At 63.9% G+C, this 25,807-nt stretch carries 12 protein-coding genes; 6 read left to right on the plus strand and 6 right to left on the minus strand.

The window, feature by feature from the left end; translation table 11 throughout:
* Positions 1-66: 66 nt before the first annotated feature.
* The 3 genes from tldD to ACCD07_RS30230 are packed head-to-tail and all read right to left on the minus strand — an operon-like array spanning position 67 to position 6,571.
* Positions 67-1,527 (minus strand): metalloprotease TldD, encoded by a 1,461-nt coding sequence (tldD, locus tag ACCD07_RS30220; RefSeq protein WP_413449463.1) that lies wholly within the window; start codon positions 1,525-1,527, stop codon positions 67-69.
* Between the two features lie 30 nt (positions 1,528-1,557).
* Positions 1,558-2,355 (minus strand): carbon-nitrogen hydrolase family protein, encoded by a 798-nt coding sequence (locus ACCD07_RS30225; RefSeq protein WP_413449464.1) that lies wholly within the window; start codon positions 2,353-2,355, stop codon positions 1,558-1,560.
* A gap of 19 nt (positions 2,356-2,374) precedes the next feature.
* Positions 2,375-6,571 (minus strand): YhdP family protein, encoded by a 4,197-nt coding sequence (locus ACCD07_RS30230; protein WP_413449465.1) that lies wholly within the window; start codon positions 6,569-6,571, stop codon positions 2,375-2,377.
* 148 nt (positions 6,572-6,719) lie between these two features.
* Between ACCD07_RS30230 and glnE the strand changes: the two genes are divergently transcribed.
* The 4 genes from glnE (at position 6,720) to ACCD07_RS30250 (ending at position 16,231) form a co-directional block, all read left to right on the plus strand.
* Positions 6,720-9,485, plus strand: a complete 2,766-nt coding sequence (gene glnE / locus ACCD07_RS30235; RefSeq protein WP_413449466.1) for a bifunctional [glutamate--ammonia ligase]-adenylyl-L-tyrosine phosphorylase/[glutamate--ammonia-ligase] adenylyltransferase — start codon at positions 6,720-6,722, stop codon at positions 9,483-9,485.
* Between the two features lie 94 nt (positions 9,486-9,579).
* A complete protein-coding gene (locus ACCD07_RS30240) occupies positions 9,580-10,041 on the plus strand; it encodes a cache domain-containing protein (RefSeq protein WP_176655551.1) in 462 nt (153 codons plus the stop codon).
* Between the two features lie 287 nt (positions 10,042-10,328).
* Complete coding sequence (locus tag ACCD07_RS30245; RefSeq protein WP_413449467.1) at positions 10,329-13,151, plus strand: TonB-dependent receptor domain-containing protein; 2,823 nt, start codon at positions 10,329-10,331, stop codon at positions 13,149-13,151.
* 158 nt (positions 13,152-13,309) lie between these two features.
* A complete protein-coding gene (locus tag ACCD07_RS30250) occupies positions 13,310-16,231 on the plus strand; it encodes a TonB-dependent receptor plug domain-containing protein (protein WP_413449468.1) in 2,922 nt (973 codons plus the stop codon).
* Between the two features lie 72 nt (positions 16,232-16,303).
* Here ACCD07_RS30250 and gap read toward each other — a convergent pair whose 3' ends face one another.
* A complete protein-coding gene (gene gap / locus ACCD07_RS30255; RefSeq protein WP_176655548.1) occupies positions 16,304-17,314 on the minus strand; it encodes a type I glyceraldehyde-3-phosphate dehydrogenase in 1,011 nt (336 codons plus the stop codon).
* 42 nt (positions 17,315-17,356) lie between these two features.
* Positions 17,357-19,351, minus strand: coding sequence for a transketolase (tkt, locus tag ACCD07_RS30260; RefSeq protein WP_413449469.1), 1,995 nt, complete (start codon positions 19,349-19,351; stop codon positions 17,357-17,359).
* Between the two features lie 120 nt (positions 19,352-19,471).
* Here tkt and ACCD07_RS30265 point away from each other — a divergent pair, with 120 nt between their 5' ends.
* On the plus strand, positions 19,472-20,197 hold the full coding sequence (locus ACCD07_RS30265) for a 16S rRNA (uracil(1498)-N(3))-methyltransferase (RefSeq protein ID WP_176655546.1): 726 nt from the start codon (positions 19,472-19,474) through the stop codon (positions 20,195-20,197).
* Positions 20,198-20,281: 84 nt separating this feature from the next.
* On the opposite strand, the gene ACCD07_RS30270 is transcribed toward ACCD07_RS30265, so the two are convergent.
* A complete protein-coding gene (locus tag ACCD07_RS30270; RefSeq protein ID WP_413449470.1) occupies positions 20,282-23,212 on the minus strand; it encodes a TonB-dependent receptor domain-containing protein in 2,931 nt (976 codons plus the stop codon).
* Between the two features lie 871 nt (positions 23,213-24,083).
* Here ACCD07_RS30270 and ACCD07_RS30275 point away from each other — a divergent pair.
* Entirely contained in the window at positions 24,084-25,733 is a 1,650-nt protein-coding gene (locus ACCD07_RS30275; RefSeq protein WP_353400168.1) for an NAD(P)/FAD-dependent oxidoreductase, read from the plus strand.
* Positions 25,734-25,807: the final 74 nt, after the last annotated feature.

The following is a 25,807-nucleotide window of genomic DNA, read 5'->3' on the forward strand; positions in this document are numbered from 1 at the left end:
CCCCCCCCCCCCCCCCCCCCCCCCCCCCCCCCCCCCCCCCCCCCCCCCCCCCCCCCCCCGCCTTTTTCAGGCGGTGCCGCCGACGGTCACGCCGTCGATGCGCAGCGTCGGCTGGCCGACGCCCACCGGCACGCTCTGGCCTTCCTTGCCGCACACGCCCACGCCCGGGTCCAGGCGCATGTCGTTGCCGATCATCGAGACGCGGTTCAGCACTTCCGGACCGTTGCCGATCAGGGTCGCGCCCTTGACCGGATAGGTGATCTTGCCGTCCTCGATCATGTAGGCCTCGCTGGCCGAGAACACGAACTTGCCGTTGGTGATGTCGACCTGGCCGCCGCCGAAATTGACCGCGTACAGGCCGTTCTTGACCGAGGCCAGGATCTCGGCCGGGTCCTTGTCGCCGCCCAGCATGTAGGTGTTGGTCATGCGCGGCATCGGCAGGTGGGCGAACGATTCGCGGCGGGCGTTGCCGGTCACCGGCATCTTCATCAGGCGCGCGTTCATGGTGTCCTGGATATAGCCCTTCAGGATGCCGTCCTCGATCAGCGTGGTGCACTGGGTCGGGTTGCCTTCGTCGTCGATGTTGAGCGAACCGCGGCGGTCGGCCAGCGTGCCGTCGTCGACCACGGTGACGCCCTTGGCCGCCACGCGCTCGCCGATGCGGCCGGAGAAGGTCGACGAACCCTTGCGGTTGAAGTCGCCCTCGAGGCCGTGGCCGATCGCCTCGTGCAGCAGGATGCCGGGCCAGCCCGGTCCCAGCACGACGGTCATCGGGCCGGCCGGCGCCGGGCGCGCGTCCAGGTTGACCACCGCCGACTGCACGGCGTCGGTGGCGTACTGATCAAGCAGCGCGTCGCTGAAGTAGCCGTAGTCGTAGCGGCCGCCGCCGCCCGACGAGCCCACTTCGCGGCGGCCGTTCTGTTCGACGATGACGGTCAGCGACACCCGCACCAGCGGGCGGATGTCGGCCGCCAGCACGCCGTCGCTGCGCACCACCAGCACCACGTCGTATTCGCCGGCCAGGCTGGCCATCACCTGCACCACGCGCGGGTCCTTGGCGCGCGCCATCTTCTCGACGCGCTCGAGCAGCTTGACCTTGGCCGTCGCGTCGAGCGAGGCCAGCGGGTCGTTGGGCAGGTACAGCGAGCGGCCGCCGGTCGGCGTCATGGCGCCGGCCACCTTGATCTTGCCGGCGCCGGCGCGGGCGATGGTGCGTGTGGCGGAGGCCGCGTCCATCAGCGCCGCTTCGGAGATTTCGTCCGAGTAGGCGAAGGCGGTCTTGTCACCGGACACGGCGCGCACGCCGACGCCCTGGTCGATCGAGAAGCTGCCGGTCTTGACGATGCCCTCTTCCAGGCTCCAGCCTTCGTTCTTGGTGAATTGGAAATACAGGTCGGCGTAGTCGACCTTGTGCGTGAACATCGCGCCCAGGGTCTTGAGCAGCTTGCCCTCGTCCAGCCCGAACGGCGTCAGCAGGATGTCGCGCGCCACGGCAAGGGTGGACAGATTCGGTTCAAATGGCTTCATGATGGTGTCTTCTAAGAGTGTGGTGCAATTTTACATGGTCCGGTGTTTCAGCGCCGGCAGGCTCTGGCGCACGCTGTCGATGAACATCAGGTCGATATCGCCGTGGACCACGCCCTCGCCCTCGGCCAGCACGGCCTTGACCGCGCCCCACGGGTCGATCAGCATGCTGTGGCCCCAGGTGCGGCGGCCGTTGACGTGGGTGCCGCCCTGCGCCGCCGCCAGCACATAGCACTGGTTTTCGATGGCGCGCGCGCGCAGCAGGATTTCCCAGTGGGCCTGGCCGGTGGTGTAGGTGAAGGCGGCCGGCACCACGATCAGCGCCACCGGGCCCATGGCGCGGAACAGCTCGGGGAAGCGCAGGTCGTAGCAGACCGACATGCCGACCTTGCCGAACGGCGCCTCGACCACGCCGACCTGCTTGCCCGGCACGATGGTCTTCGATTCGTTGTACGACTCCGTGCCCTTGCTGAAGCCGAACAGGTGGATCTTGTCGTAGCGGCCCACGTGTTCGCCCCGCGGGTTGTAGACCAGCGTGGTGTTGACGACTTTTTCCGCATCGTCCGAGGCCAGCGGCAGGGTGCCGCCGATCAGCCAGATCTCCAGTTCCTTCGCCAGCGCGGCCATGAAGTCCTGGATCGGCCCCCGGCCCAGCGGCTCGGCCACGGCCACCTTGTCGCTGTCGCTCAGGCCCATGATGGCCCAGTATTCCGGCAGCAGCACCAGCGTGGCGCCGCTGTCGGCGGCCTGCGCGACGAGGCGGCGCGCGGTGGCGATATTGTCCGTCACGGACGGCGAGGAAATCATTTGTACTGCGGCGACTGTATTCATGGCGATCCCGTGTCAGGTTTTAGTGCATGCCCTTGGCGGCCGGCGGCTCCACTTTCGAGGCATCGAGCTTGGTGACCACCGGCGCCTTCCACGGGCCGGTCACCTGCATATGATAGGTCAGCGCCTTCATCACCGGCGCGCTGAGGAACAGCTGGGCCAGGAAGCTGCCCAGGCCGATCACCGGATTGACGGCCAGCGCATACACCAGCGGCGCCGTGCCCAGATTCACTTCCGGTATCACCACCACATGCAGATTGGTCGTTTCGTTGGCGATGTCGGCGCTGCCGTCCATCAGCACAGTTGCGGCCACGCCGTGCATTTTCAAGTTGTCGGTCTTGGCGATGCCGTGCAGGATGGAGGCGTTGGCGGTGATGCCGTCAAACGCCAGCCCCTCCGAAAACACGTCGTGGAAGTCCAGCTTCAGCAGCCGCGGCAAGGCTTGCAGGCTCAGCACGCCAAGCAGCTTGGCGGCGCCCGGATCCTGCTTCAGGAACTGGCCTTTTTCCACGTTCATCTTGATGTCGCCGGACAGGCTGGGCAGGTCCAGCGAATACGGCAGGCCTTTCCACGCGATGTCGCCGTTCAGCGTGCCCTTGCCGCCCTTCAGCGTGCCGGCGAAGCCGAAGCGGTCCAGCAGCTTGCCGGCGTCGGCGATGTCGAGGTTGAAGTTCAGGCTGGTGTTGTGCACGCCGTCGCGGCTGACCCATTTGCCGGTGCCCTTCAGCTCGCCGTCCGGGTTGGCCAGCGACAGCTTGCTGACGCGCCATTCGCGCGTACTTTGCATCTGCGCGTTGTTGGCCTGCAGTTCCAGCCGGCCCAGCTGCTTGTTGAACAGTTCGAAGCGCTCGACCACCACGTCCAGCGCCGGGATGGTGGCGGCGGCGCTCTTGCCGTCGAGCAGGTCCTGCACGTCGCTCGACGCCGATTCCGGAATCACCAGCGACGACAGGCGCGCCGTCACCTTGCCCAGGCCGGAGCCGGTCGACGGCTCGCTCCACGTCAGGTAGCCGTTGGCCTGGCTGGAATCGATGCTGGCCTGCCAGATCGTTTTCTGGCGCGACACGCCGACCACGACGTTTTCCAGCTTGCGGTCGCCGACCACCAGTTCGCTGGCGCGCGCGGCGATGGTGTCCGGCATCACGTACTGGGCGATGTCGACGCCGTCGTTTGCCGCAGCGGCGGCGGCGTCGCCCTTGCCGGCGATCTCGGCGCCGAAGTCCAGCCAGTTGTCGACGTTGAGCGCGCGCAGGTTGATGTTGAAGGCCATGCCGCTGTCCGGTTCCGGCGCCGGCGCGTTGACGCCGATGCCGCCGCGCACCAGCTTCCACGGAGTCTTGCCGATTTTCTGGCGCTGGTAGCGCGCCGAGATGCCGTTGCCGAGGCCGATGCGCATGTCGTCGCGCAGCGCGCCTGCGCTGTCCGGGTTCAGCGTGCTGGTCAGCAGGAAGCGCACCGGCATGCTGTCGGCCGCCGCCTTGTTCACCGGCGCCGGCAAGTCCACGCCCAGCCCGGCCAGGCTGGAATCGACCGCCACCACCACCTGGTGGTCGCGCACGGTGACGGTGCCGTTGTAGCGCGTGGCGCCGGAGAAGTGGCTGGACAGGCGCTGCATCGCCGGCATCGCGTAGGTCTTGCGGAACCCGTCGGCCGTCATCGTGCCGCCCAGCTTGACGACGATGGAATTGTCCTTCTGGCTGCCGCCGGTGATCGCCACAGGACCGCCGAGGAAGACGCCCGACAGCTGGTTCAGGTTGACGCCGTGCTCGTTGAATTCGATCTTGCCCTGCGACGATTGCACCGGCGGCAGGTCGTTCATCAAGGTGATGTCGTTGTTGATCAGTTGCAGCGCGCCCTGCACCTTGGCGTCGATGATGTGCGCCAGCGGCAGGCGCAGGCTCAGCGCCAGCTTGGCGTTGCCGCCGGCCTGGGTTTCGTCGGTGAAGTGCGAGATCCATTCCAGCACCGGGCTGGCGGCGACGTACTTGAGGAATTCCTGCATGGCCCCGGCGGCGTTGCCGTCGATTTCCAGCATCGAATCGTGGATCGCCAGGTTGGGGATCACCGCCTTGACGCCGGACAGCGCGACGCCGCCGGTGGTGGCCGTGTCGCCGCGGATTTCCATGCGCGCGCGGTCGAACACGAAGCTGCCCTTGATGTGCTCGGCCTGCGGCCACAGCGGCAAAGGCTTGCCGTCCTTGCCCAGCTCCTTGCCGTCGTGCAGATAATGGCCGGGCGAGTAATTCAGCTTGCCTTCGGTCAGCCTGCCGGCCACGCGGAATTCGCCGTGGGTCTTGTCGCCGGGGTTGTCGGCGTTGAACGGGAAGTGCGCCAGATCGCCGCGCAGGCGCAGCGTGACGTCGTTGGCGACGCCGCCTTCAAGCGCGCCGGTCAGCCAGGCCCGCAGCTCGTGCGGCGTCTGCATCGGCAGATAGTTGTCGATGCGGTCCAGCTGGAAGCCGTTCAGCGTGCCGGTGAAGTCGACCTTGCCCATGCCCTTGCCGGCCAGCGGCATCGTGTGCGAGCCCTGCAGCGTGCCGCTCAGTCCCTGCTGCAGGAAGTCCATGCTGTCGACCTGGAACAGCAGCTGGTTGTCCGGCTCGAAGGACCAGCGCGCCTTCAGGTTCAGCTTGTCGAACGGCATCGACGGTTCGCTGAAGTAGTCCGGCATCTGCAGCACCAGCTGCTCCGAAGCCAGCGCGAAGCTGCCGCCCTTGTCGGTGGCGTCGATGCTGCCGCTCAGGTTGTCGAAACCGGGGATCGCCGGCATGCCGGCGATGGCCGGCGACTTGGCCGTCTTCGGTTGCGCCAGACGTGGCGGCTGCGGCTTCAGCCCCAGCCCGACCAGGTCGCCCTTGAAGCGGTAGGATTGCAAGGCCGGATAAGCGCCCTGCCACTCGGCGGAGAAATTCTGCAACAGCCCGCGCGGCGCGAAATCGGCCAGCAGCTTGCGCTGGTGGTCGTTCAGCGGCAGGCGCTCGGCCAGGCCGGCCATGGTTTGCAGGTCCAGCTGGCGCGCGCGGATTTCAAAGCGCTCCGGCTTGGCGCCGGCGGCGGCCGTGTAGTGCTCGGACAGCGAGGTCGGCGCCATCACCAGGCCGTCGCTGGTGGTCAGGGTCAGGTTGCTCAGTTCGATGCTGTGGCCGCGCGCGCCGAAGCGCGGCTTGACCGCGCCCTGCTTGACCAGCGGCGCCACGGGCGACGTGTCTTCGCGGGCGGCCAGGCGGCCGGTCAGCTGGCGCAGGTCCAGCAGCGGCAATTCCTTGCCCAGCACGGCGGACACGTTGACCAGGCCGACATCGGCGGTCACGCTGGTCACGCGCGACTGGTCGATGCCGATCCAGGTCCGCAGCGAACCGCCGCCGCTGTTCAGCTCAAACGGAAAGTCGAGCCAGGGTTTCCACGTCGCCAGATCGGTGTTGCGGATGTCGGCATAGACCTCGCCCTTCCACATCGAGACGTTCGACACGCGGGCGCCGAAGGCAGGATGGGAGAAATCGGCGCGCAGGTCCAGCGGTGCGGCCAGCGCGGCCGGCGGCGTCGCCTTGAGCGCCAGCTGATGATGCAGCCACTGGTTGCGCAGCAGGATGTTGACGCCGTCCAGCGCCAGCGGTGGCGCCGAACGCATGCTGTCGGTCCATTGCAGCCGGCCTTCGCGGATGACGATCTCGCGCTGGGACAGCAGCCAGTCGGCGCCCTTGCCGTCGCTCGGCTTGTTCAGGTCGATGTAGATGCCGGCCACGTACAGGCGGCCGTCGGCTTCGCGGCGGACGGCGAGGTCGGGCCGGGTCAGCTCCAGCGTTTCGAAGCGCACGTCGGCCGCCACCACGCTCCACCACGACAGCGTGGCCGACACGCTCGGCAAGGTCAGCGCCTGGTTGCCCAGCGGATCGTGCAGCACGACGTCGCCCAGGAACAGGCTGGGGCGCAGGCCCTTCCAGGAAGCGTAGATGCGGGAAATGGTGACCGGATTGCCCACCGCGCGGCTGGCGAGGCGCTCGATATCGCCCTTGTAGTGGTCGATATTCGGCAGCACGGCGTAGCGCAGCGTCAGGAACAGGATGGCGAAGGCGAAATACAGCAGCAGGAACAGCTTGACGGTGAAGCCGAGCACATGATGGGTGGCCAGGTTGCAGACGCGATAGGCGGCACTGAGCCGGTGCCAGCGCGCAGCCAAAGGGCCCTCGTCTGTCACAGTCTCCTCATCTTGTTTTTGCATCAATAAGCTAATAAATCAGGCCATGCGTCAAATAAATCGCTAAACTCGGTTCCAAGCTTTTATGCCTGCGCAGCAATTCTACCGCATCAGGTGGGCAAACCAGCGCCACTTAAGGCGGATTTACACGGATTACATCTCATTACAGCCTATGACCGCACCATCGATTGCCCCCACCGTTTCACGTTTTTACCAGCGCTGGCTGGCCGCCGCTCCCGACCGCGGCGGCAAGATTGATGAATTGGCGCAATTATCGCTTGCCCAGATCGATCTTGCTGACTATTTGACCAAAGAAACCCTCTCCGTGCCGGACGGCGCGCCGCCGTTGCCGCTGCCGCGCGCGATGCGCCGGCTGCGCAACCTGCTGGTGTGCGGCCTGATCCGGCGCGACCTGGCCGGCAAGGCCAACCTGGCCGAGGTGGTGGAGGCGATGACGCGCTTCGCCGATTTCGCGATCCAGCAGCACCTGCGGGCGCTGACCGCGGAAATGGTGGCCGCCCACGGCACGCCGATCGGCCGCGATTCCGGCCTGCCGCAGGAGCTGATGGTGCTGGCGATGGGCAAGCAGGGCGGCGGCGAGCTGAACGTGTCGTCCGATATCGACCTGATCTTCGTCTACCCGGAGGACGGCGACACCGCCGCCACCGGGGCGGGCCAGCGCAGCCTGTCGAACCACGAATTCTTTATCCGCCTGGGCAAGAAACTGATCGCCGCTTTGGCGGAGATCACAGAAGATGGCTACACGTTCCGGGTGGATATGGCCTTGCGGCCGAACGGCGGCTCGGGCCCGCTGGCCGCCAGCCTGAGCATGGTGGAGCAGTATCTGATCGTCCAGGGCCGCGAATGGGAGCGCTATGCCTGGGTCAAGGCGCGCGCCGTCACCGGCCGCGGCGAGGATATCGCCGCGCTGGACGCCATCGTGCGGCCGTTCTGCTTCCGCCGCTACCTGGACTTCGGCGTCATCGACGCCATCCGCAATATGCACGCGCAGATCCGCGCCGAGGTCAACCGCCAGGAGCGGCTGCACCCGGACCGCAGCAACAACGTCAAGCTGGGGCGCGGCGGCATCCGCGAAATCGAGTTCCTGGCCCAGGTGTTCCAGCTGATACGCGGCGGCCGTGACGCCGCGCTGCGCGACCGCTCGACCCGCACCACGCTGCGCATCATCGCTGAAAAGGGTTTGCTAAGTCACGCCATCGTCTATCAACTGCTGGCTTCCTACACCTTCCTGCGCAATCTCGAGCACCGCCTGCAATATATCGACGACGCCCAGACCCATACGCTGCCGGCCAACGACGCCGACCGCCTGCTGGTGGCGCAAATGATGGGGCTGCCGGACGTCGCCACACTGCTGACCCAGCTGGAAGCGCACCGCCAGTTTGTCGCCGGCCAGTTCGACGAAATGTTCTCGGACAAGAGCAACGGCGGCGGCGAGAACGACATCAACCCGCAATCAAGCAATGAATGCGCCGATCCGGACAACCGCGAATCCATGGTGGCGCAGTTTGCCGCGCTCGGCTTCGACGATCCGGAAGGCGCGGCCAAGCGGCTGATCGCCACCTGGCAGGCGCCGCGCCTGCAGTCGCTGCCGGAAGCCAGCCGCAACCGGCTGCTGGGTCTGGTCAACGCGGCGCTGCCGCTGATCGTCCAGGCTTCGCGCGAGTCCAGCGGCGGCAACCAGCAGGCCACCTTGGGCCGGCTGCTCGATTTCCTCGAGGCGATCGCGCGCCGCTCGGCCTACCTGTCGCTGCTGACCGAGTACCCGCACACGCTGGCGCGCGTGATCCGCATGGTGCACGCCAGCGGCTGGGCCGCGCAATTCCTCAGCCAGCACCCCATCCTGCTGGACGAATTGCTGGACGACCGGGTGCGCAACGCCGTCTTCGATCCGGTGGCGCTGGCCGCCGACCTGGAGCTGCAACTGGCCGCGGCGCCGGGCGACACCGAGCGCCAGATGGATATCCTGCGAGAAATCCACCACGCCCAGCTGTTCCACCTGCTGGCGCAGGACCTGGCCGGCGACCTGACGGTGGAAAAACTGGCCGACTACCTGTCGTCGCTGGCCGACACCATCGTCGCCGCCGCCATCAAGGCGGTGTGGCAGACGGTGGCCACGCGCCACCGCGAGGTGCCGCAGTTCGCCGTCATCGCCTACGGCAAGCTGGGCGGCAAGGAACTGGGCTATGTCTCCGACCTGGACGTGATCTTCCTGTACGACGACGCCGACCAGGAAGCGCCGGCCCAGTACGCCAAACTGGCGCAGCGCTTTATTACCTGGATGACCTCGCACACCTCGGCCGGCATCCTGTTCGACATCGATACCGCGCTGCGCCCGGACGGCGCCAGCGGCATGCTGGTGTCGAGCGTGTCGGCGTTTGAAAAATACCAGAGCAACTCGGCCTGGGTGTGGGAACACCAGGCGCTGACCCGCGCCCGCTTCTGCGCCGGCGACGCCGCCATCGGCCGCCGCTTCGATGAAATCCGCGAAGCCGTGCTGCGCAAGGAACGTCCGGCCGACGGGCCGCTGAAGCAGGAAGTCATTGCAATGCGGAAACGAATGGTCGATGCCAAGCCCAACCTCAGTACGCTGTTCGACCTGAAGCAGGATCCGGGCGGCATGATCGACATCGAATTCATCGTGCAGTTTCTGGTGCTGCAGCACGCCGCGGCCTACCCGCAGCTGACTGGTAATATTGGAAATATTGCTCTTTTAAAAATGTGCGGCGAACTGGGTTTGATCGATGCCGGACTGGCCGCCAGCGTGGCCGACGCCTACCGCCAATTGCGCAAGCTGCAGCACCAATTAAGGCTGCAGGGACAGGATCTGGCGCGCGTCGATCCGGCCCTGGTATCGGCCCACGCGGCGCAGGTAACTGCCTTGTGGAACAGTATATTCGGCGACAACGTTGTCGAATAGCAACGCGCTGTTAATATTGGTGTTATCCTGAGTTAAACTTATCTGAATAAGAGCGCCCAGCGCCGTCACAGTCTTACTCAAACAGGAGAATGATATGAAAGCATTATTTGGTGCGGCGGTGTTCGGATTAAGCATGTTTGCGATATCGTCGTCCGCGTTGGCTGCCGACAAGGGCACAAAGGAAGAAGCGGTTGCCATGGTTAAAAAGGCCGTGGCCCTGATTAAATCGGACGGCAAGGAAAAAGCATTCGCCGCCATTTCCGATCCGTCGAATACCACCTTCCATGATCGCGACCTGTATATTTATGTGTACGATCTGAATGGCGTCGCTTTAGCTCACGGCAATAACCCTAAAATGGTCGGCAAGCCTTTAATCGGGCTCAAGGATAATGAAGGCAAGCCCATGATTAAAGAAATGGTCGACCTCGCTAAAACCAAGGGCAGCGGCTGGGTGGATTTCAAATGGCCGAATCCGGTCACCAAGGCCGTCGAGGCCAAATCCGGCTATGTGGAAAAGGTCGAGGATATGCTGGTCGGCTCCGGCATTTATCAATAAAACCAGCCTGCCATCTGCGCCAGCCGGGACGATGTCCCGGCTTTTTTTTCGTCCATGCCTTTGGAACATGCCAGAAACTGGCATGTAAATGCCATATTTGAGCTTGGCTTCGTGGGGAACTCTTAGTCTGACTCGTCTGTCTATCAGCGGTGGCATCCCGTTAATAAACAATAAAGGAGTTGGAAATGACGCAAGCAACCATAATCACCCGCTCGGTTCGCATACTCTGCGCCGGCGGCCTGGCCCTTGGCACACAAGCCGCATATGGCCAGGAAACTGCTGAACCCATGCAGAAAGTGCTGATAACCGGCTCCCGTATTGCGTCGCCGGCAGCGGAATCTCCTTCGCCATTGCAGATATTAAGCTCGGCGGATATTGCCGCGTCCGGTGCAAGCAATCTGCAAGATTTATTGCAGAAGAATCCGACCATGGGCACGCCCACCGTCAGCCGCACCAATTCGAATTTCCTGACATCGAGCGGCGGCGTGTCGACTATTAATCTGCGCAACCTGGGCGATTCAAGAACGCTGGTATTGGTCAATGGTCGTCGCTTTGTTTCCGGCATGCCGGGAGAAAGCGCGGTCGACCTGAATACGATACCCACCGATTTTATCGAACGGGTGGAACTATTAACCGGCGGTGCCTCGGCGACTTATGGCTCCGATGCGGTGGCAGGTGTGGTGAATATTATTTTGAAGAAAAACTTTAATGGCGTGCTGGTGGATGCGCAGACCGGAAAAAGCAATGAAGGGGATGATTTTAAAAAGAAACTGGCACTGACTTTCGGCACCACCAGCGCCGACGGCGCCAGCAATGTCATGGGCCATTTCGGCTATTCCAAACAGGGCGCGGTGTACTCGCGCGACCGCGATTTCTCGGCCGTCGACCAGACCTCGGCTATCACCCAGGGGCATCCCGAACTTGCCTTCGTGGCAAAAAAACCCAACTACTCCGGCTACGCGCCGCAAGGCCATTTCTTTGGCGACAGCGAGGATTTCACCTATGATGCAAATAACAATATTGTCCCGTGGAATCAAAATGGCACGGCCGGCACCGGCGCCGGCGCCACCGGTTTCAACCGCTCGGCCTACCGCCTGATCGCCGTGCCGACCGAGCGCTACCTGTTCGCCACCACCGGCAACTGGGCGTTCAACGAGAACCACAGCGCCTTCTTCGAGGGCAACTACGCGTCGACCAAGGCCGATACCAACATCGAAGCCTTCCCGCTGGGTTCGGACCAGGTCTACAAGCCCAGCGGCCAGGTGCCGGCGGCTACGCTGATCAACGGCGTGGTGGTCAAGAATCCGCTGGTGCCGCAGTATTTATATGACCGCATCAGCGACACCGACGGCGACGGCGTGCCGGACTACTTCTTCACCCGCCGCCTGTCGGAATTCGGCGCGCGCCGCGCCACCGTCGACCGCGACACCTTCCGCCTGGCCACCGGGCTGAAAGGCACGATCAAGGACTGGAGCTATGAAGCCTTCATCGCCTACGGCAAGACCAAGGAGGCGCAAAGCTCCACCGGCCAGGTCAATGTGATGAGCTTGCGCAACGCGCTGGAAGCCATCCCCGGCCCCGACGGCACGCCGGTCTGCCGCGACGTCCACGCGCGCGAGGAAGGCTGCGTCCCGATCAGCCTGTTCGGCTACAACAGCATCACGCCGGACGCGCTGAAATACGTCACCGCGCCCGGCTCGCTGACCACGGCGATCACGCAGAAACTGGCCGGCGGCTCGGTCAGCGGCGAGCTCCCGCTCGGCCTGGCCGCCGGCCGCATCGGCATCGCCGCCGGCCTCGAGTGGCGCGACGAGGATTCCAGCGCCATTCCCGATCCGCTGACCCAGTCCGGCCTGAACGCGGGCAACGCCCTGCCCCCGACCTTCGGCAGCTTCACCGTGCGCGAGGCGTTTGTCGAAACCCGGGTGCCGCTGCTGAAAGACCAGCCGTTCGCGCGCGAACTGAGCTTCCTCGGCACCGTCCGCCACGGCGACTATTCCACCGTCGGCAGCACCAACAGCTGGAATGCCGGCCTCGAATGGGGCATCACCTCGGACTTCAAGCTGCGCGGCACGCGCGCGCAATCGACGCGGGCGCCGAATATCAACGAGCTGTACCAGGCGCCCAGCCAGGATTTCCCCACCGGACTGGTCGATCCCTGCGAAGGCGTGTCGTCCGGCGGCACCAGCGCGCTGGCCGTCAATTGCCGCAATGCGCCGGGAGTTGCCGCCAATATGGCTGCACATGGCGGCATTTTCACGTTAAATCAGGCCGACCAGCAGGGCATCAGCGGCTATGACCGGGGCAATCCCAACCTCAAGGCGGAAAAAGGCCGCTCCACCACGATAGGCCTGGTGATCACGCCGCGCTCGATTCCCATGCTGAGCCGTTTCACCTTCACGGTCGACTATTTCAACATCAAGATCGCCGACGCCATCGTGCAGACCGACCGCCAGTATGCGCTGGACCAGTGCTACAACCAGAACAACCCAACCTTCTGCAGCTTCATCACGCGCCGCCCCTCCGCCGTCGGCAACCTAAGTTCCGGTTCGATCAAGTACAGCGACGTCGCGGTCACCAACTCGGGCGGCTTCGGCACCGAGGGCGTGGACCTGACCGGATCATGGTCGGACAAGGTCGGGCCGGGCAACCTGAGCGCCCGCCTGGCCTGGACCTGGCTGCGCGATTTATGGCAGAAGGCGACGCCGGAGGCGGAGAAGAACTTCGATGTCGGCGAGATCACGGCAGCCAACACCAATGCGCCGCGCAACCGCGCCAACCTGAACCTGGCCTACAAATGGGGGAACTTCGGCGCCACCTGGGTTGCCACCTACACCGGGCCGGTCTCGCTGGACGACCAGTTCCTGAAAAGCCTGAGCATCGCGCCCGGCACGGTGGGCGTCGGTTCGCGCACCTACAACGATTTCCAGTTCACCTACGACGTGCGCAAATCGATGCAACTGTACCTGGGCCTGGACAACGCCTTCAACGCCAAGGCACCGCCCATCATCAGCGGCCTGCCCGGCGACAAGACCGGTACCGAAACCGATACCTCGACCTACGACGCCATCGGCCGCCGCTACTACCTCGGCCTGCGGGTCACGCTATAAGGGTGACAGATTTCCGGATTAGTGTTGTTTTTACATGATTTCGATATGTAATATTGGCAATTTTTCCGATCTGCTAAATATAATCTCAGGGCGCTACACGATCTGTAACGCACACATGCCTAACGGTAATTATATAAAAAGCAAAATCGGGAGTTAGAGTGAAAAAAATTGCACTGAAACAGGGCGTCATCGCGGTCGCGTTGACGCTCGCCTCATCCCACGTGGTATTGGCACAGGACACGGATGCAGCGGGCAAGCCGCTGGAAAAGGTCGTCATTACCGGTTCCAACCTGAAACGCATCGACACGGAAACGGCGACGCCGGTCCAGATCCTGCGCCGCGAGGAAATCAACCGCCTCGGCGTCAACTCGGTGCGCGACATGATCGACACCCTGACCTCGTCCAACACCAGCGCCTACGGCAGTTCGCTGTCCGACATCGGCGGCTCCAACTCCTTCGCCGGCGGCGCCTCGTCCGCCTCGCTGCGCAACCTGGGCAAGCAGTCGACGCTGATCCTGCTGAACTCGCGCCGCGTCGCGCCGTATGCGCTGGCCGACTACAACGAAGTGTTCACCAACCTCGATTCGCTGCCGCTGGACGCCATCGACCGCATCGAAGTGCTGCGCAACGGCGGCTCGGCCATCTATGGCTCCGACGCGGTGGCCGGCGTGATCAACATCATCACCCGCAGCGACTTCCAGGGCGTGCAGGTGCGCGCCAACTACCAGCAATCGGTGGCCAACGAACAGTTCAACACCAAGACCGCCAGCATCACCGGCGGCTTCGGCGACTTCAACAAGGACGGCTACAACGTGCTGGCCAACGTCGAAGTGTTCAAGCGCGGCAGCGTGATCTGGCGCGACGTGCTCGACGATATCAATCCCGCCTACGGCGCCAAATTCTCCGCCGTGGCGCCCAAGAGCGGCCTGATGTTCGGCAACCGCGGCGCCCCGTCCACCTACTCCTACCCCGGCAACCTGATCGGCCAGGGCCCGGTCGACGGCTGCACCACCATCAGCGCGGCCGGCCTGTGCGTGTACGACCGCTTTGCCCGCTTCGAAGCCATACCGAAGGCCGACCGCGTCAACGCGCTGGTGTCCGGCAAGCTGAACCTGGGCAACGGCACCGAAGGCTATGCCGAGGTGCTGTACTCGAAAACCAAGACCGAGTACATCGGCGCCGCCGGCACTTATGGTTCGGCCAACCCGGACGTCATCTGGGGCAACCCCAGCAACGGTCAAGGCAAGCTGTTCGGCTACCGCTTCCTGTCGCCGGACTCGCCGCTCAACACCACCGGCGAGCCGCTGGAGCTGCGCTACCGCTGGGCCGACGCGCCGTCCAACAACCCCAACGACAGCGACCAGTACCGCGTGCTGGCCGGCCTGCGCGGCCAGCTGTGGAACAAGTACGACTGGGATACCGCGGTCGGCGTGATGGGCAGCAAGACCAAGTCGCGCAGCTACGGCTCGATCAGCGACAGCGGCTTCAAGGCCGTGGTCGGCGACTACACCAAGACGCTGGCCGGCAATCCCGATTGCGAAGCCAACTTCCCCGGCTATTGCGAATACACGGCCGCCGATCCGAACTTCTTCAACCACGGCTACAAGCTGGGCCAGAAGAACTCGGCCGAGGTGCTGCGCCAGCTGTTCCCGGAGCAAGGCTATGACGGCAAGATCACCCAGTACTTCATCGACGGCAAGATCACCGGCGAAGTGGGCAAGATCGGCGATCGCGCCATCGGCCTGGCGGTGGGCGGCGAAGTGCGTCACGAGAAATTCAAGATCACGCCGACCGACAACCTGCGCAATGGCGACATCATCGGCTACGGCGCGGCCATGGCGGACGCCAGCCGCTCCACCGAGGCGGTGTTCTCCGAGATCAACCTGCCGGTGACCAGCCAGCTGGAAGTGGTGGGCGCCGCCCGCGTCGACAAATTCCCCGGCTTCAAGACCCATGCGTCGCCGAAGATCGCGGCCCGCTTCGAAGCCACGCCGGTGCTGCTGTTCCGCGCCACCTATGAAGGCGGCTTCCGCGCGCCCAACCTGACCGAGAGCGCGCAGTCGAGCAAGTTCGCGTTCGACAACAGCGTCAACGATCCGAAGCGCTGCAGCCAGGCCCGCAGGCTGGCCGACGATCTGCGCGCGGCGGCCGCGGCGCTGCCGGACAGCGATCCGAACCAGGCGCTGCAACTGGCGCGCGCCGACACCGTGCAGACCAACGAATGCTCCGGCGGCGTCGCCAGCATCGTGCGCAACAATCCGAACCTGAAGCCGGAAACCACGCACAGCGCCACCGTCGGCTTCGTGCTCGAGCCGGTCAAGGGCAGCAGCCTGTCGCTGGACTACTGGCGCATCGAGCGCAAGGATGAGATCGGCCTGAAATCGACCGCCGACCTGCTGGCGGCGGAAGCCGACCAGGCGCCGGGCGTGATCAACCGCCAGCCGCTGACGCAGGACAAGACCTTCACCGCCGCCGAGCAGGCCAAGTACGGCGTGACGGTCGGCCCGCTGGCCTCGACCTCGGGACAGTTCGAAAACGTCTCGCGCACCAAGACCAGCGGCGTCGACCTGGGCGGCACGTCGCGCTTCAATACGCCATATGGCCGGCTGGACCTCGGCGCCAACGCGACCTACCTGCTGAGCCTGAAGAACTTCAGCTCGACGCTGAACAACTACGGCGACAACCTGGCGGGCCGCTACGGCTATTCGAAACTGGTGGCCAACATCAGCGCGACGCTGCAGACCGGCAAGCTCAGCAACAACCTGCGCCTGGTCTACAACAGCAAGACTTCGCTCAACACCGACTACTTCGACGACGTCTACACTTCGGCCGGCTGCACCGACCTGAAGTGGAGCGCCGACGAGTGCCAGGTCAAGGCCTACAAGCGCCTGGACTATAACGTGTCCTACAGCGGCATCAAGGACTTGACGCTGTCGCTGTACGTGCGCAACCTGACCAACCGCCGGCCGCCGCTGGATCTGCGCAACTTCGCCGACGTCGGCGGCGGCGTGATTCCGCAAAACACCGACGACGTCCAGGGCCGCATCGTGCGCGTGACGGCGGAATACAAGTTCCGTTAATCGTTAATCGTTAGCCCAAAAGAAAAGCCTCCCGGCGCAAACCGGGAGGCTTTTTTTATTGCAGCGCTTGAATTACTTGGCGGTCATCAAGGCCACGGTGGTGTCCAGCATGCGGTTCGAGAAGCCCCACTCGTTGTCGTACCACGACGACACCTTGACCAGACGGCCCGACACTTTGGTCAGGGTCGAGTCGAAGTTCGACGAGGCCGGGTTGTGGTTGAAGTCGATCGACACCAGCGGTTCGGTCTGGTAGGTCAGCACTTCCTTCAGCGCGCCTTCGGCGGCGGCCTTCATCAGCGCGTTGACTTCGTCCACCGTCGTGTCGCGCTTGGCGATGAACGACAGGTCGACCAGCGACACGTTGATGGTCGGCACGCGGATCGCGAAACCGTCCAGCTTGCCGTTCAGCTCAGGCAGCACCAGGCCGACCGCGGCGGCGGCGCCGGTCTTGGTCGGGATCATGCTCATGGTGGCCGAACGGGCGCGGCGCAGGTCTTCGTGCATCACGTCGCTCAGCACCTGGTCGTTGGTGTAGGCGTGGATGGTGGTCATCAGGCCGGTCTCGACGCCGATGGCGTCGTTCAGCGGCTTGACCAGCGGCGCCAGGCAGTTGGTGGTGCACGAGGCGTTCGAGATCACGGTGTCGCTGGCCTTCAGCACGTGCTGGTTGACGCCGTACACGATGGTGGCGTCGACGTCCTTGCCGCCCGGTGCCGAGATGATGACTTTCTTGGCGCCGCCCTTCAGGTGGGCCGACGCTTTTTCCTTGGTGGTGAAGAAGCCGGTGCATTCCAGCACGACGTCCACGCCCAGGTCGCCCCATGGGATTTCCGCAGGGTTGCGCTGTGCAAACACGCGGATCACGTCGCCGTTCACGATCATGTTGTCGCCGTCGACCGTGACGGTGCCGGGGAACTTGCCGTGGGCGGTGTCATAGCGGGTCAGGTGGGCGTTCGACTTGGCATCGCCCAGGTCGTTGATCGCAACGATCTGGATGTCTTGTTTCTTGCCGCCTTCGTAGAAAGCGCGCAGCACATTGCGGCCGATACGGCCGTAGCCGTTGATTGCAACTTTGATCGTCATACTTTGCTCCTAAATATAGTTAATGCAACAAGCAATTATAGATTATGCAATGACAGATTTGACTTTCGCCACGACGTTTTCCACCGTGAAGCCGAAGTGCTTGAACAGCACGCCTGCCGGAGCCGATTCACCGAAGGTATCGATGCCGACTACCGCGCCTTCCAGACCGACGTATTTGTACCAGAAATCGGTCACGCCGGCTTCGATTGCCACACGTGGCAAGCCTTTGGTCAATACGCTGGCCTTGTAGGCGGCGTCTTGACGGTCAAATACATCGGTCGACGGCATCGACACCACGCGCGCGGCGATGCCTTCGGCCGCCAGCGCGGACGCGGCCGCCTGGGCCAGTTCGATTTCCGAACCGGTGGCGATCAGCGTGACCTTGGCGTCGGCCGCGTCGGCCAGCACGTAGCCGCCGCGGGCGATGTCGGCGATCTGCTGGGCCGAACGCTCCTGGTAAGGCAGGTTCTGGCGCGAGAAGATCAAGGTCGACGGGCCGTTCTTGCGCTTGACCGCCTCGCCCCACGCCACCATCGATTCGGTGGTGTCGCATGGACGCCAGTTGTCCAGGTTGGGGATCAGGCGCATCGACGAGATGTGCTCGACCGATTGGTGGGTCGGGCCGTCTTCGCCCAGGCCGATCGAGTCGTGGGTGAACACGAAAATCGAGCGCAGCTTCATCAGCGCGGCCATGCGCAGCGCGTTGCGGCTGTAGTCGGAGAAGGTCAGGAAGGTGGCGCCGAACGGGATGTGGCCGCCGTGCAGCGTGATGCCGTTCATGATGGCCGACATGCCGAATTCGCGCACGCCGTAGTTGATGTGGTTGCCCGGCTTGCCGGAACGCAGCGCGACGCACTCTTTCCAGTTGGTCAGGTTGGAGCCGGTCAGGTCGGCCGAGCCGCCCAGGAATTCCGGCAGCACCGGGGCCAGCGCCTGGATCGCGTTCTGGCTGGCTTTGCGGGTGGCGATGTTTTCTTTTTTCTCGACGGTGGCGGCGATGCCGGCGGCCAGCGTGGCTTCAAACGAGGCCGGCAGGTCGCCTTGCATGCGGCGGGTCAGCTCGGCCGCTTCGGCCGGGAACTTGGCGCTGTATTCGGCGAACTTGGCGGCCCAGGCGGCTTCCTGCTTGGCGCCGGCGGCTTTCGCGTCCCACGCGCCGTACACGTCGGCAGGCACTTCGAACGGCGCGGCGCTCCAGCCGATGTATTCGCGCACGGCGGCGACTTCCTTGTCGCCCAGCGCGGCGCCGTGCACCTTGTCGCCACCCTGCAGGTTGGGCGAACCCTTGCCGATGACGGTCTTGCAGCAGATCAGCGTCGGCTTGCTCGAGGTCTTGGCGGCGGCGATGGCGGCCGAGACGGCGGCGACATCGTGGCCGTCGACGGCGCGGATCACGTTCCAGCCGTAGGCTTCGAAACGGGCCGGGGTGTCGTCGGTGAACCAGCCTTCGACCTTGCCGTCGATCGAGATGCCGTTGTCGTCGTACAGCGCGATCAGCTTGTTCAGGCCCAGGGTGCCGGCCAGCGCGCACACTTCGTGCGAGATGCCCTCCATCAGGCAGCCGTCGCCGACGAAGGCGTAGGTGTAGTGGTTGACGACGTCAAAGCCCGGCTTGTTGAATTCGCTCGCCAACAGGTACTCGGACAGCGCCATGCCGACCGCGTTGGCGATGCCCTGGCCCAGCGGGCCGGTGGTCGTTTCCACGCCCGGCGTCACGTCCACTTCCGGGTGGCCCGGGGTCTTCGAATGCATCTGGCGGAAGGACTTGATATCGTCCATCGTCACCGCGTAGCCGGACAGGTGCAGCAGCGCGTAGTGCAGCATCGAACCGTGGCCGTTGGACAGCAGGAAGCGGTCGCGGTTCACCCATTTCGGATTGGCCGGGTTGTGGCTGTAATGGCCGCTCCACAGCGCAACGGCGATCTCGGCCATGCCCATCGGCATGCCTGGGTGGCCGGAGTTGGCCTTCTGGACGGCGTCCATTGCCAGCGCGCGGATCGCGTTGGCCATTTGGGTGGTGGGAAGCGTAGAAGTCATCGTAGGTCTATCACGGAAGTATGGAAACTGGATGCAAGGGGGCCTGCTGAACCCATTATTTTACCAGACGGACGCGTGCACCATTTAAAATTGCGGAACTTAAACCGACCGGATCAGCGCATGCCCCGCTTTTACATACCCCAGCCCCTGGCCATCGGCCAGCTCGTCAACCTGCCGGAAGCGCTGGCCCACCATATCCAGGTGCTGCGGCTGGCCGAGGGCGACATCGTCACGCTGTTCAACGGCGACGGCGGCGAATACAGCGCCACGCTGGGCCGCGTGGAAAAGCGCAGCGCCGGCGTCGAGATCAAGGCCCACCACCCGCGCGAGGTCGAACTGCCGTTCGCCGTGACGCTGGCGCAGGCGTTGCCCGAAGGCACTAAAATGGACTGGATCATCGAGAAGGCGATCGAGCTGGGCGTGTCCGGCTTCCAGCCGCTGGCGGCGCAGCGCTGCGTGGTGCGGCTGTCGGCCGAGCGGGCGGAAAAGAAGATGGCGCACTGGCAGGGCATCATCGAATCGGCGTCCGAGCAGAGCGGGCGCAACCGCCTGGCCCAGCTGGCGCCGCTGCAGGAGTACAAGCAGTGGATCACGCAGCAGGACCTGCACCGGCGCATCATCCTGACGCCGCGCGCCGAACAGTCGCTGGCGGACTGGGCGCGCCACCAGGCGCCGCAGGCGGTGACCCTGGTGATCGGCCCCGAAGGCGGCCTCAGCGACGCAGAGGAAGAGGCGGCGATCCGCCACGGCGCGCTGCCGCTGGCGATGGGCCCGCGCATCCTGCGCACCGAGACGGCGGCGCTGGCCGCGGTGTCCGCCTTGAGCGCGGCCTGGGGCGGCTTCTGATAACAAAACCGCCGCACGTAAAAACCCCCGCCCGGCCTTGCAGCCACGCGGGGGTTTTATTTGTCGCGAAGTCAGGACTTCAGCTTAGAACTTCACATTGGCGCCGAAAGTGACGTAACGGCCGATGGCGTCATACGTCTGCGGGAACGTGTTGCCACTGTCCATGGCGGTGGTACCGATGGTGCCGCCGACGATAGGTGGTTTCTTGTTCGTCGCGTTGTTGACGCTCAGGCTGAAACGCAGGTTCTTCGAGTAGTTGTACACGCCCGACAGGTCGATATAGTTGTACGCGGAGATATGCGAGAATTCAGGCCGGAACGCCGTGGTTTTCAGCGCCAGCGGTTCGATGTCGGCCGCGCTGGTATAGCGCCAGTTGTAGCCGACTGCGAAGCTGCCCACGTTCCAGGTGCTGCGCTGGTTGAACTTGCGCTTGAACACCGGTGCGTTGGCGACGTCGCCGCAAGCGACCGAGTAGTAGCCCAGGCAATCGCGATTGACCGAGATCGGCGAAGCCTGGAACTCGAAGCTCTGCACCTGGGTGTAGTAGAAGCCGAGGTCGAAGTTACCGTACTTCGGATCCAGGTTCACCTGCTTGGCCTGCAGCTTGTAGGCCACGCTCAAGTCGACGCCGGCGGTCTTCTGCTTGCCGGAGTTGGTCAGCGGCGTAAACACGCCCGACGAGCCGACACCGTTGAAGGTGCCGGTCTGGGCATCGCGGCCGATCTGCTGGCACAAGGCGTTGTACGCGAAGGTCGGATTGGTGCGGTAGCAGCCGTCGACCACGTCAGCGGTGCTCGGACGGGAGATCGCGTTGGCGATGGTGATCTTGTAGTAGTCCAAGGTCACCGCCAGCTTGGGCAGCGGCTCCCAGACCAGGCCGATGGTGCGGGTCTTGGCTTGCTCAGGGCCCAGGTCCGGATTACCACCGCTCAGGTTGTTGATCTGACCCGACGACGGCTGTGCCAGGCTGCCCAGTTCGCCGGCTGGCACGCCAGTCAGGCGGCACAGGTTCGACAGAGTGCCCGGGGTGTTGGCCTGGGCGGCGCTGGTCAGCTTCAACTGGCAAGGATCGACCGCCAGGTTCGACAGGCCGGTGACCAGCGGTGCGAACAACTCGTTGACGTTGGGTGCGCGGGTGGCTTTTTGCACCATGGCGCGGAAGCGCAGCGTCTGCACCGGCGCCCATTCGCCGCCGATTTTCCAGCTGCTGTAGTTCTGCGAATCCTTATCGCCCGATTTGAATTCGGTCTCGCGATAGCCCACGTCGGCGGTCAGCGCCTTGATGAACGGCTTGTCCTTGACCAGCGGGATCTGGCTTTCCACCGCCAGTTCACGCAGGCGGAAGTGGCCGCTGCGGTCCGGCGTCGGAGCGCCGGTGCCCAGCACTTCGCCCTGGATCTGCGACGCTGCGTCCGACTGGGTGCTGGCCACGGACTTGCGGGTTTCCGCCGTAATGGCCATGTTGATCGGCTGTCCGGCCCATGGGCTGACGAACTTGTTGCCGAAGTCGCCCTGCGTCGAGAACGATGCGACGTCCTGCGTCACGCTTTGCATCAGCACGGCGCTGGAATTGATGAAGGCGATCTGGGCCGGGGTGATCGAACCGGAGGCGCCCCACACGTTCAGCGGCACGCAGCCGTTGGCGGTGTTGGTGCAGCTGGTGGTGTTCAGGGCGTTCAGCGCCTGGGTCACCTTGGCCAGCGAACCCCAGTTCTGGCGGACCTGGGTCTGGTCGGCGGTGCCGCGCGACCAGTATGCGTCGTAGGTCCAGTCCAGCACCGCGTCACCGCGCACGCCGATGGTGTACTGCAGCGTCTTGTTGTCGAAGTTGTTGAAACGCGGACCCATTTCAATGAAGCGGCGGTTGACCGTGATCGGCACGATGGTGGCGTTGCCGGCCACGCAGTTAGCCGCCAGGATGCCGCGGCGTTCGCAAATCTGCTGACGCGCCGCGTCAGGGATGTACGGATTACCGATCGGCATATTGAAGGTGTTGCCGAACGTGCCGGACTCGGCCAGCGTCGACGCCACTTTGCTGTTGGTGTAGAACAGCTCGGTGTACGCTTCGACGTGGTCGTTGATCTTGTAGTTGGCCAGCGAGGTCGCCTGCGTACGGTCCAGACCGGTCTGATAGTAGTTCAGCGGGTTGGTGTTGTACTGGACCAGCGGCGAGACCAGCTTGCCGGTCTTCGGATCGATCTGCCAGTTGCCGGCCAGGGTATCGGTGCCGCCAGTGCCCTTCGGTACCGCGAAGCCGCCAGGGATGGTGGTGTTCGAGCCGCTCGGCAGGCCGGTGGTCGAGCTCACGCTGGTCACGCCATAGGGACGCGCGCCCTGGGTCAGCGGATCGGCGGTGGTCTTGCCGATGCTCAGCACCACGTTGCCACGGCCGTCGTCCAGGTTGGCGCCCATGGTGATGTCGGTGCGCTTGCGCTTGGCATCGTGGTCGCTGGTGGTGCCGCCGTAGGAGGTGCTGGCGTCGAAACCGCTGAAGTTCTTCTTCAGGTTAAAGTTGACCACACCGGCCACCGCGTCGGCGCCGTAGGCCACCGATGCGCCGCCGGTCAGGACGTCGACACGGCTCAGCAGGGCGATAGGAATCGAGTTGGTATCGACGGTGCCGTTCAGATTGAACGGCACCAGGCGACGGCCGTTCAGCAGCACCAGCGAACGGTTGGCGCCGAGGCCGCGCAGGTCGATGGTGGCGCCGCCGCCGGTACCGTTGTTGGTCGCAGGCCCGATCGATGGCACGGCGGCCGGCAAGGCCTTGATGAATTCTTCAACAGCGATAGGCTGGGAGGATTTGATTTCTTCAGCGCTGATCGACGAGATCGGGCTGGTAGAGGTGGTGCCTGGAGTCGTGATGCGGGTACCGGTCACCTGCACTTGTTCGATCTTGGCCGGAGCGGCCGCTTCTTGCGCCAGGGCATTGTGCATCATCGCACTCATGCCCACCAGCATGCTGCCGGCGAAGACGGTGCGCAGCGTGCGCGACATCATTTTTTCTTGAACCATTGTAAAACTCCCATTATTAGACTCCTGTGAAACAGGAGAAACCCAACCGCATCCTAGATATTCCAAAGAACAAATATCTATTCGAGGCCAGCCTGAAGGATTCTTATTACCTTTTTTGATTTTGCCTTGGAAACCTGGGGTCTCCGGGTGCATATCGGGTATTGAATCTCGCTATATACGCCTGTCAGATAGTGAATTGCAGGCGCACTGCATGAAACCACTTGCATGCCAAAACTGTCAACCGACGGTCTGAAATGTTTCGCAAAAACAACAACGCCCAAGGAAGCGAACAAAGCAAGGACTTTACGCAGGCATTTTTGCCGCATTGCAGCAATTTTCATTATGCATATGTTAATTTTCGATGTAACAACACTTTTGTTTTGTTGTCGTGTTGTATTATTGAATAAAATATCGATTGTAACGTCTTATGTCAGATAATATGCTGACATCTACAGATTGGTATTTCACCAATAATGCTGCGATGCAGCACGAAGAGTGTGTCTTTTTGTTCAATCCAGCTCACTTTTTGCGACCACTTGAGAGAAACCCACGCCACGAGGGAATGTTGCCATTTTGAAATCACGTTGTTTTATCGCAACACCGCCAATTATTTCCATCTCGTCTATACAAGGCTTTCACCTCGCCGTTATTATCTTTTGGATGCCTGCATTCCATCCTTTAAATCCAGGATTTAAATAAACGGAGAATAAGAAAAAACATGACGTATTAACCCGGGAATTAATCGGGAGGACGGTCGCTCCAAGGTTGGCGCAGGACCGGGCGCTGCGGGTAAAATAGCGGCTGCGGCGGTCTGACGCCGCACCGCTCTCCGCTAGCTACGGAGCCCCGCAATTTTTTGGACACAGACATCATGCTGCGATTAAACGAAGTAAAACTGCCCCTCAACCACACCGAGGACCAGCTGCCGGCCGCCATCCTGGCGCGCCTCGACATCCCCGCCGCCGAGCTGCTCGGCTACACCGTCTTCAAGCGCAGCTACGATGCGCGCAAGAAGACCGCGATCGTGCTGATCTATGCGCTCGACGTGCAGGTCAGGGACGAGGCGGCGCTGCTCAAGCGCCTGTCGCACGATGTGCACCTGATGCCGTCGCCGGACACTTCGTATAAATTCGTCGCCAACGGCGAGCAGCTGCAGGGCCACGACCACAACCTGCGCCCGGTGGTCATCGGCACCGGCCCGTGCGGCCTGTTCGCGGCGCTGATCCTGGCGCAGATGGGCCTGCGCCCCATCATCCTCGAACGCGGCAAGCAGGTGCGCGAACGCACCGTCGACACCTTTGGCTTCTGGCGCAAGCGCGAGCTCAACCCGGAGTCGAACGTGCAATACGGCGAAGGCGGCGCCGGCACCTTCTCGGACGGCAAGCTGTACAGCCAGATCAAGGACCCGAAACACTACGGCCGCAAGGTGCTCACCGAGTTCGTCAAGGCCGGCGCGCCGGAGGAAATCATCTACGTCAGCAAGCCGCACATCGGCACCTTCCGCCTGGTCAAGATGGTCGAGCAGATGCGCGCCAACATCGAACAGATGGGCGGCGAATACCGTTTCGAGAGCAAGGTGGTCGACATCGAGATCGAACAGCTCAGTGGCAATAACGGCGACGGCGGCCAGGTGCGCGGCGTGACGCTGGCCAGCGGCGAGAAGATCGCCACCAACCATGTGGTGCTGGCGATCGGCCACAGCGCGCGCGACACCTTCCAGATGCTGTACGAGCGCGGCGTCTACATCGAGGCCAAGCCGTTCTCGGTCGGCTTCCGCGTCGAGCACCCGCAGTCGCTGATCGACGCCTGCCGCTTCGGCCCCAACGCCGGCCACCCCATCCTGGGCGCGGCCGACTACAAGCTGGTGCACCACGCCTCCAACGGCCGCGCCGTGTACAGCTTCTGCATGTGCCCGGGCGGCACGGTGGTGGCGGCGGCGTCCGAACCGGGCCGCGTGGTCACCAACGGCATGAGCCAGTATTCGCGCAACGAGCGCAACGCCAACAGCGCCATCGTGGTCAGCATTTCGCCGGAAGTCGATTACCCGGGCCATCCGCTGGCCGGCATCGAATTCCAGCGCCGGCTGGAGGAAAAGGCGTTCGAGCTGGGCGGCGGCACCTACAACGCGCCGGGCCAGCTGATGGGCGATTTCGTCGCCGGCCGCGCCTCGACCGAATTCGGCAGCGTGGTCCCCTCGTACAAGCCCGGCGTGCACCTGACCGACCTGGCGCAGATCCTGCCGGAGTTCGCCGTCACCGCGCTGCGCGAAGCCTTCCCGGCGTTCGACAAGCAGATCAAGGGCTACTTCAAGCACGACGCCGTACTGACCGGGCTGGAGACGCGCACCTCGTCGCCGATCCGCATCAAGCGCCGCGACGACACGCTGCAAAGCCTGAACACGCGCGGCCTGTTCCCGGCCGGCGAAGGCGCCGGCTACGCGGGCGGCATCCTGTCTGCCGGCGTCGACGGCATCAAGGTGGCCGAAGCGGTGGCCCTGTCGATGGCCGCCGACAACGCGTAATCGTCCAGGGGCGGGGGGGGGGGGGGCGGGGGGGGCGGGGGGGCGGCGGGGCGGGGCGGGCGGGGGGGGGGGCG

This window comes from Duganella sp. Dugasp56 (assembly GCF_047304105.1).
In the GTDB taxonomy this organism is placed as follows: Bacteria; Pseudomonadota; Gammaproteobacteria; order Burkholderiales; family Burkholderiaceae_D; genus Rugamonas; species Rugamonas hordei.

Bases quoted from the DNA above. Each gene is read 5' to 3' on its own strand.
- tldD (WP_413449463.1), bottom strand. From the start codon at position 1,527: ATGAAGCCATTTGAACCGAATCTGTCCACCCTTGCCGTGGCGCGCGAC.
- ACCD07_RS30225 (WP_413449464.1), bottom strand. From the start codon at position 2,355: ATGAATACAGTCGCCGCAGTACAAATGATTTCCTCGCCGTCCGTGACG.
- ACCD07_RS30230 (WP_413449465.1), bottom strand. From the start codon at position 6,571: ATGCAAAAACAAGATGAGGAGACTGTGACAGACGAGGGCCCTTTGGCT.
- glnE (WP_413449466.1), top strand. From the start codon at position 6,720: ATGACCGCACCATCGATTGCCCCCACCGTTTCACGTTTTTACCAGCGC.
- ACCD07_RS30240 (WP_176655551.1), top strand. From the start codon at position 9,580: ATGAAAGCATTATTTGGTGCGGCGGTGTTCGGATTAAGCATGTTTGCG.
- ACCD07_RS30245 (WP_413449467.1), top strand. From the start codon at position 10,329: ATGCAGAAAGTGCTGATAACCGGCTCCCGTATTGCGTCGCCGGCAGCG.
- gap (WP_176655548.1), bottom strand. From the start codon at position 17,314: ATGACGATCAAAGTTGCAATCAACGGCTACGGCCGTATCGGCCGCAAT.
- tkt (WP_413449469.1), bottom strand. From the start codon at position 19,351: ATGACTTCTACGCTTCCCACCACCCAAATGGCCAACGCGATCCGCGCG.
- ACCD07_RS30265 (WP_176655546.1), top strand. From the start codon at position 19,472: ATGCCCCGCTTTTACATACCCCAGCCCCTGGCCATCGGCCAGCTCGTC.
- ACCD07_RS30270 (WP_413449470.1), bottom strand. From the start codon at position 23,212: ATGGTTCAAGAAAAAATGATGTCGCGCACGCTGCGCACCGTCTTCGCC.
- ACCD07_RS30275 (WP_353400168.1), top strand. From the start codon at position 24,084: ATGCTGCGATTAAACGAAGTAAAACTGCCCCTCAACCACACCGAGGAC.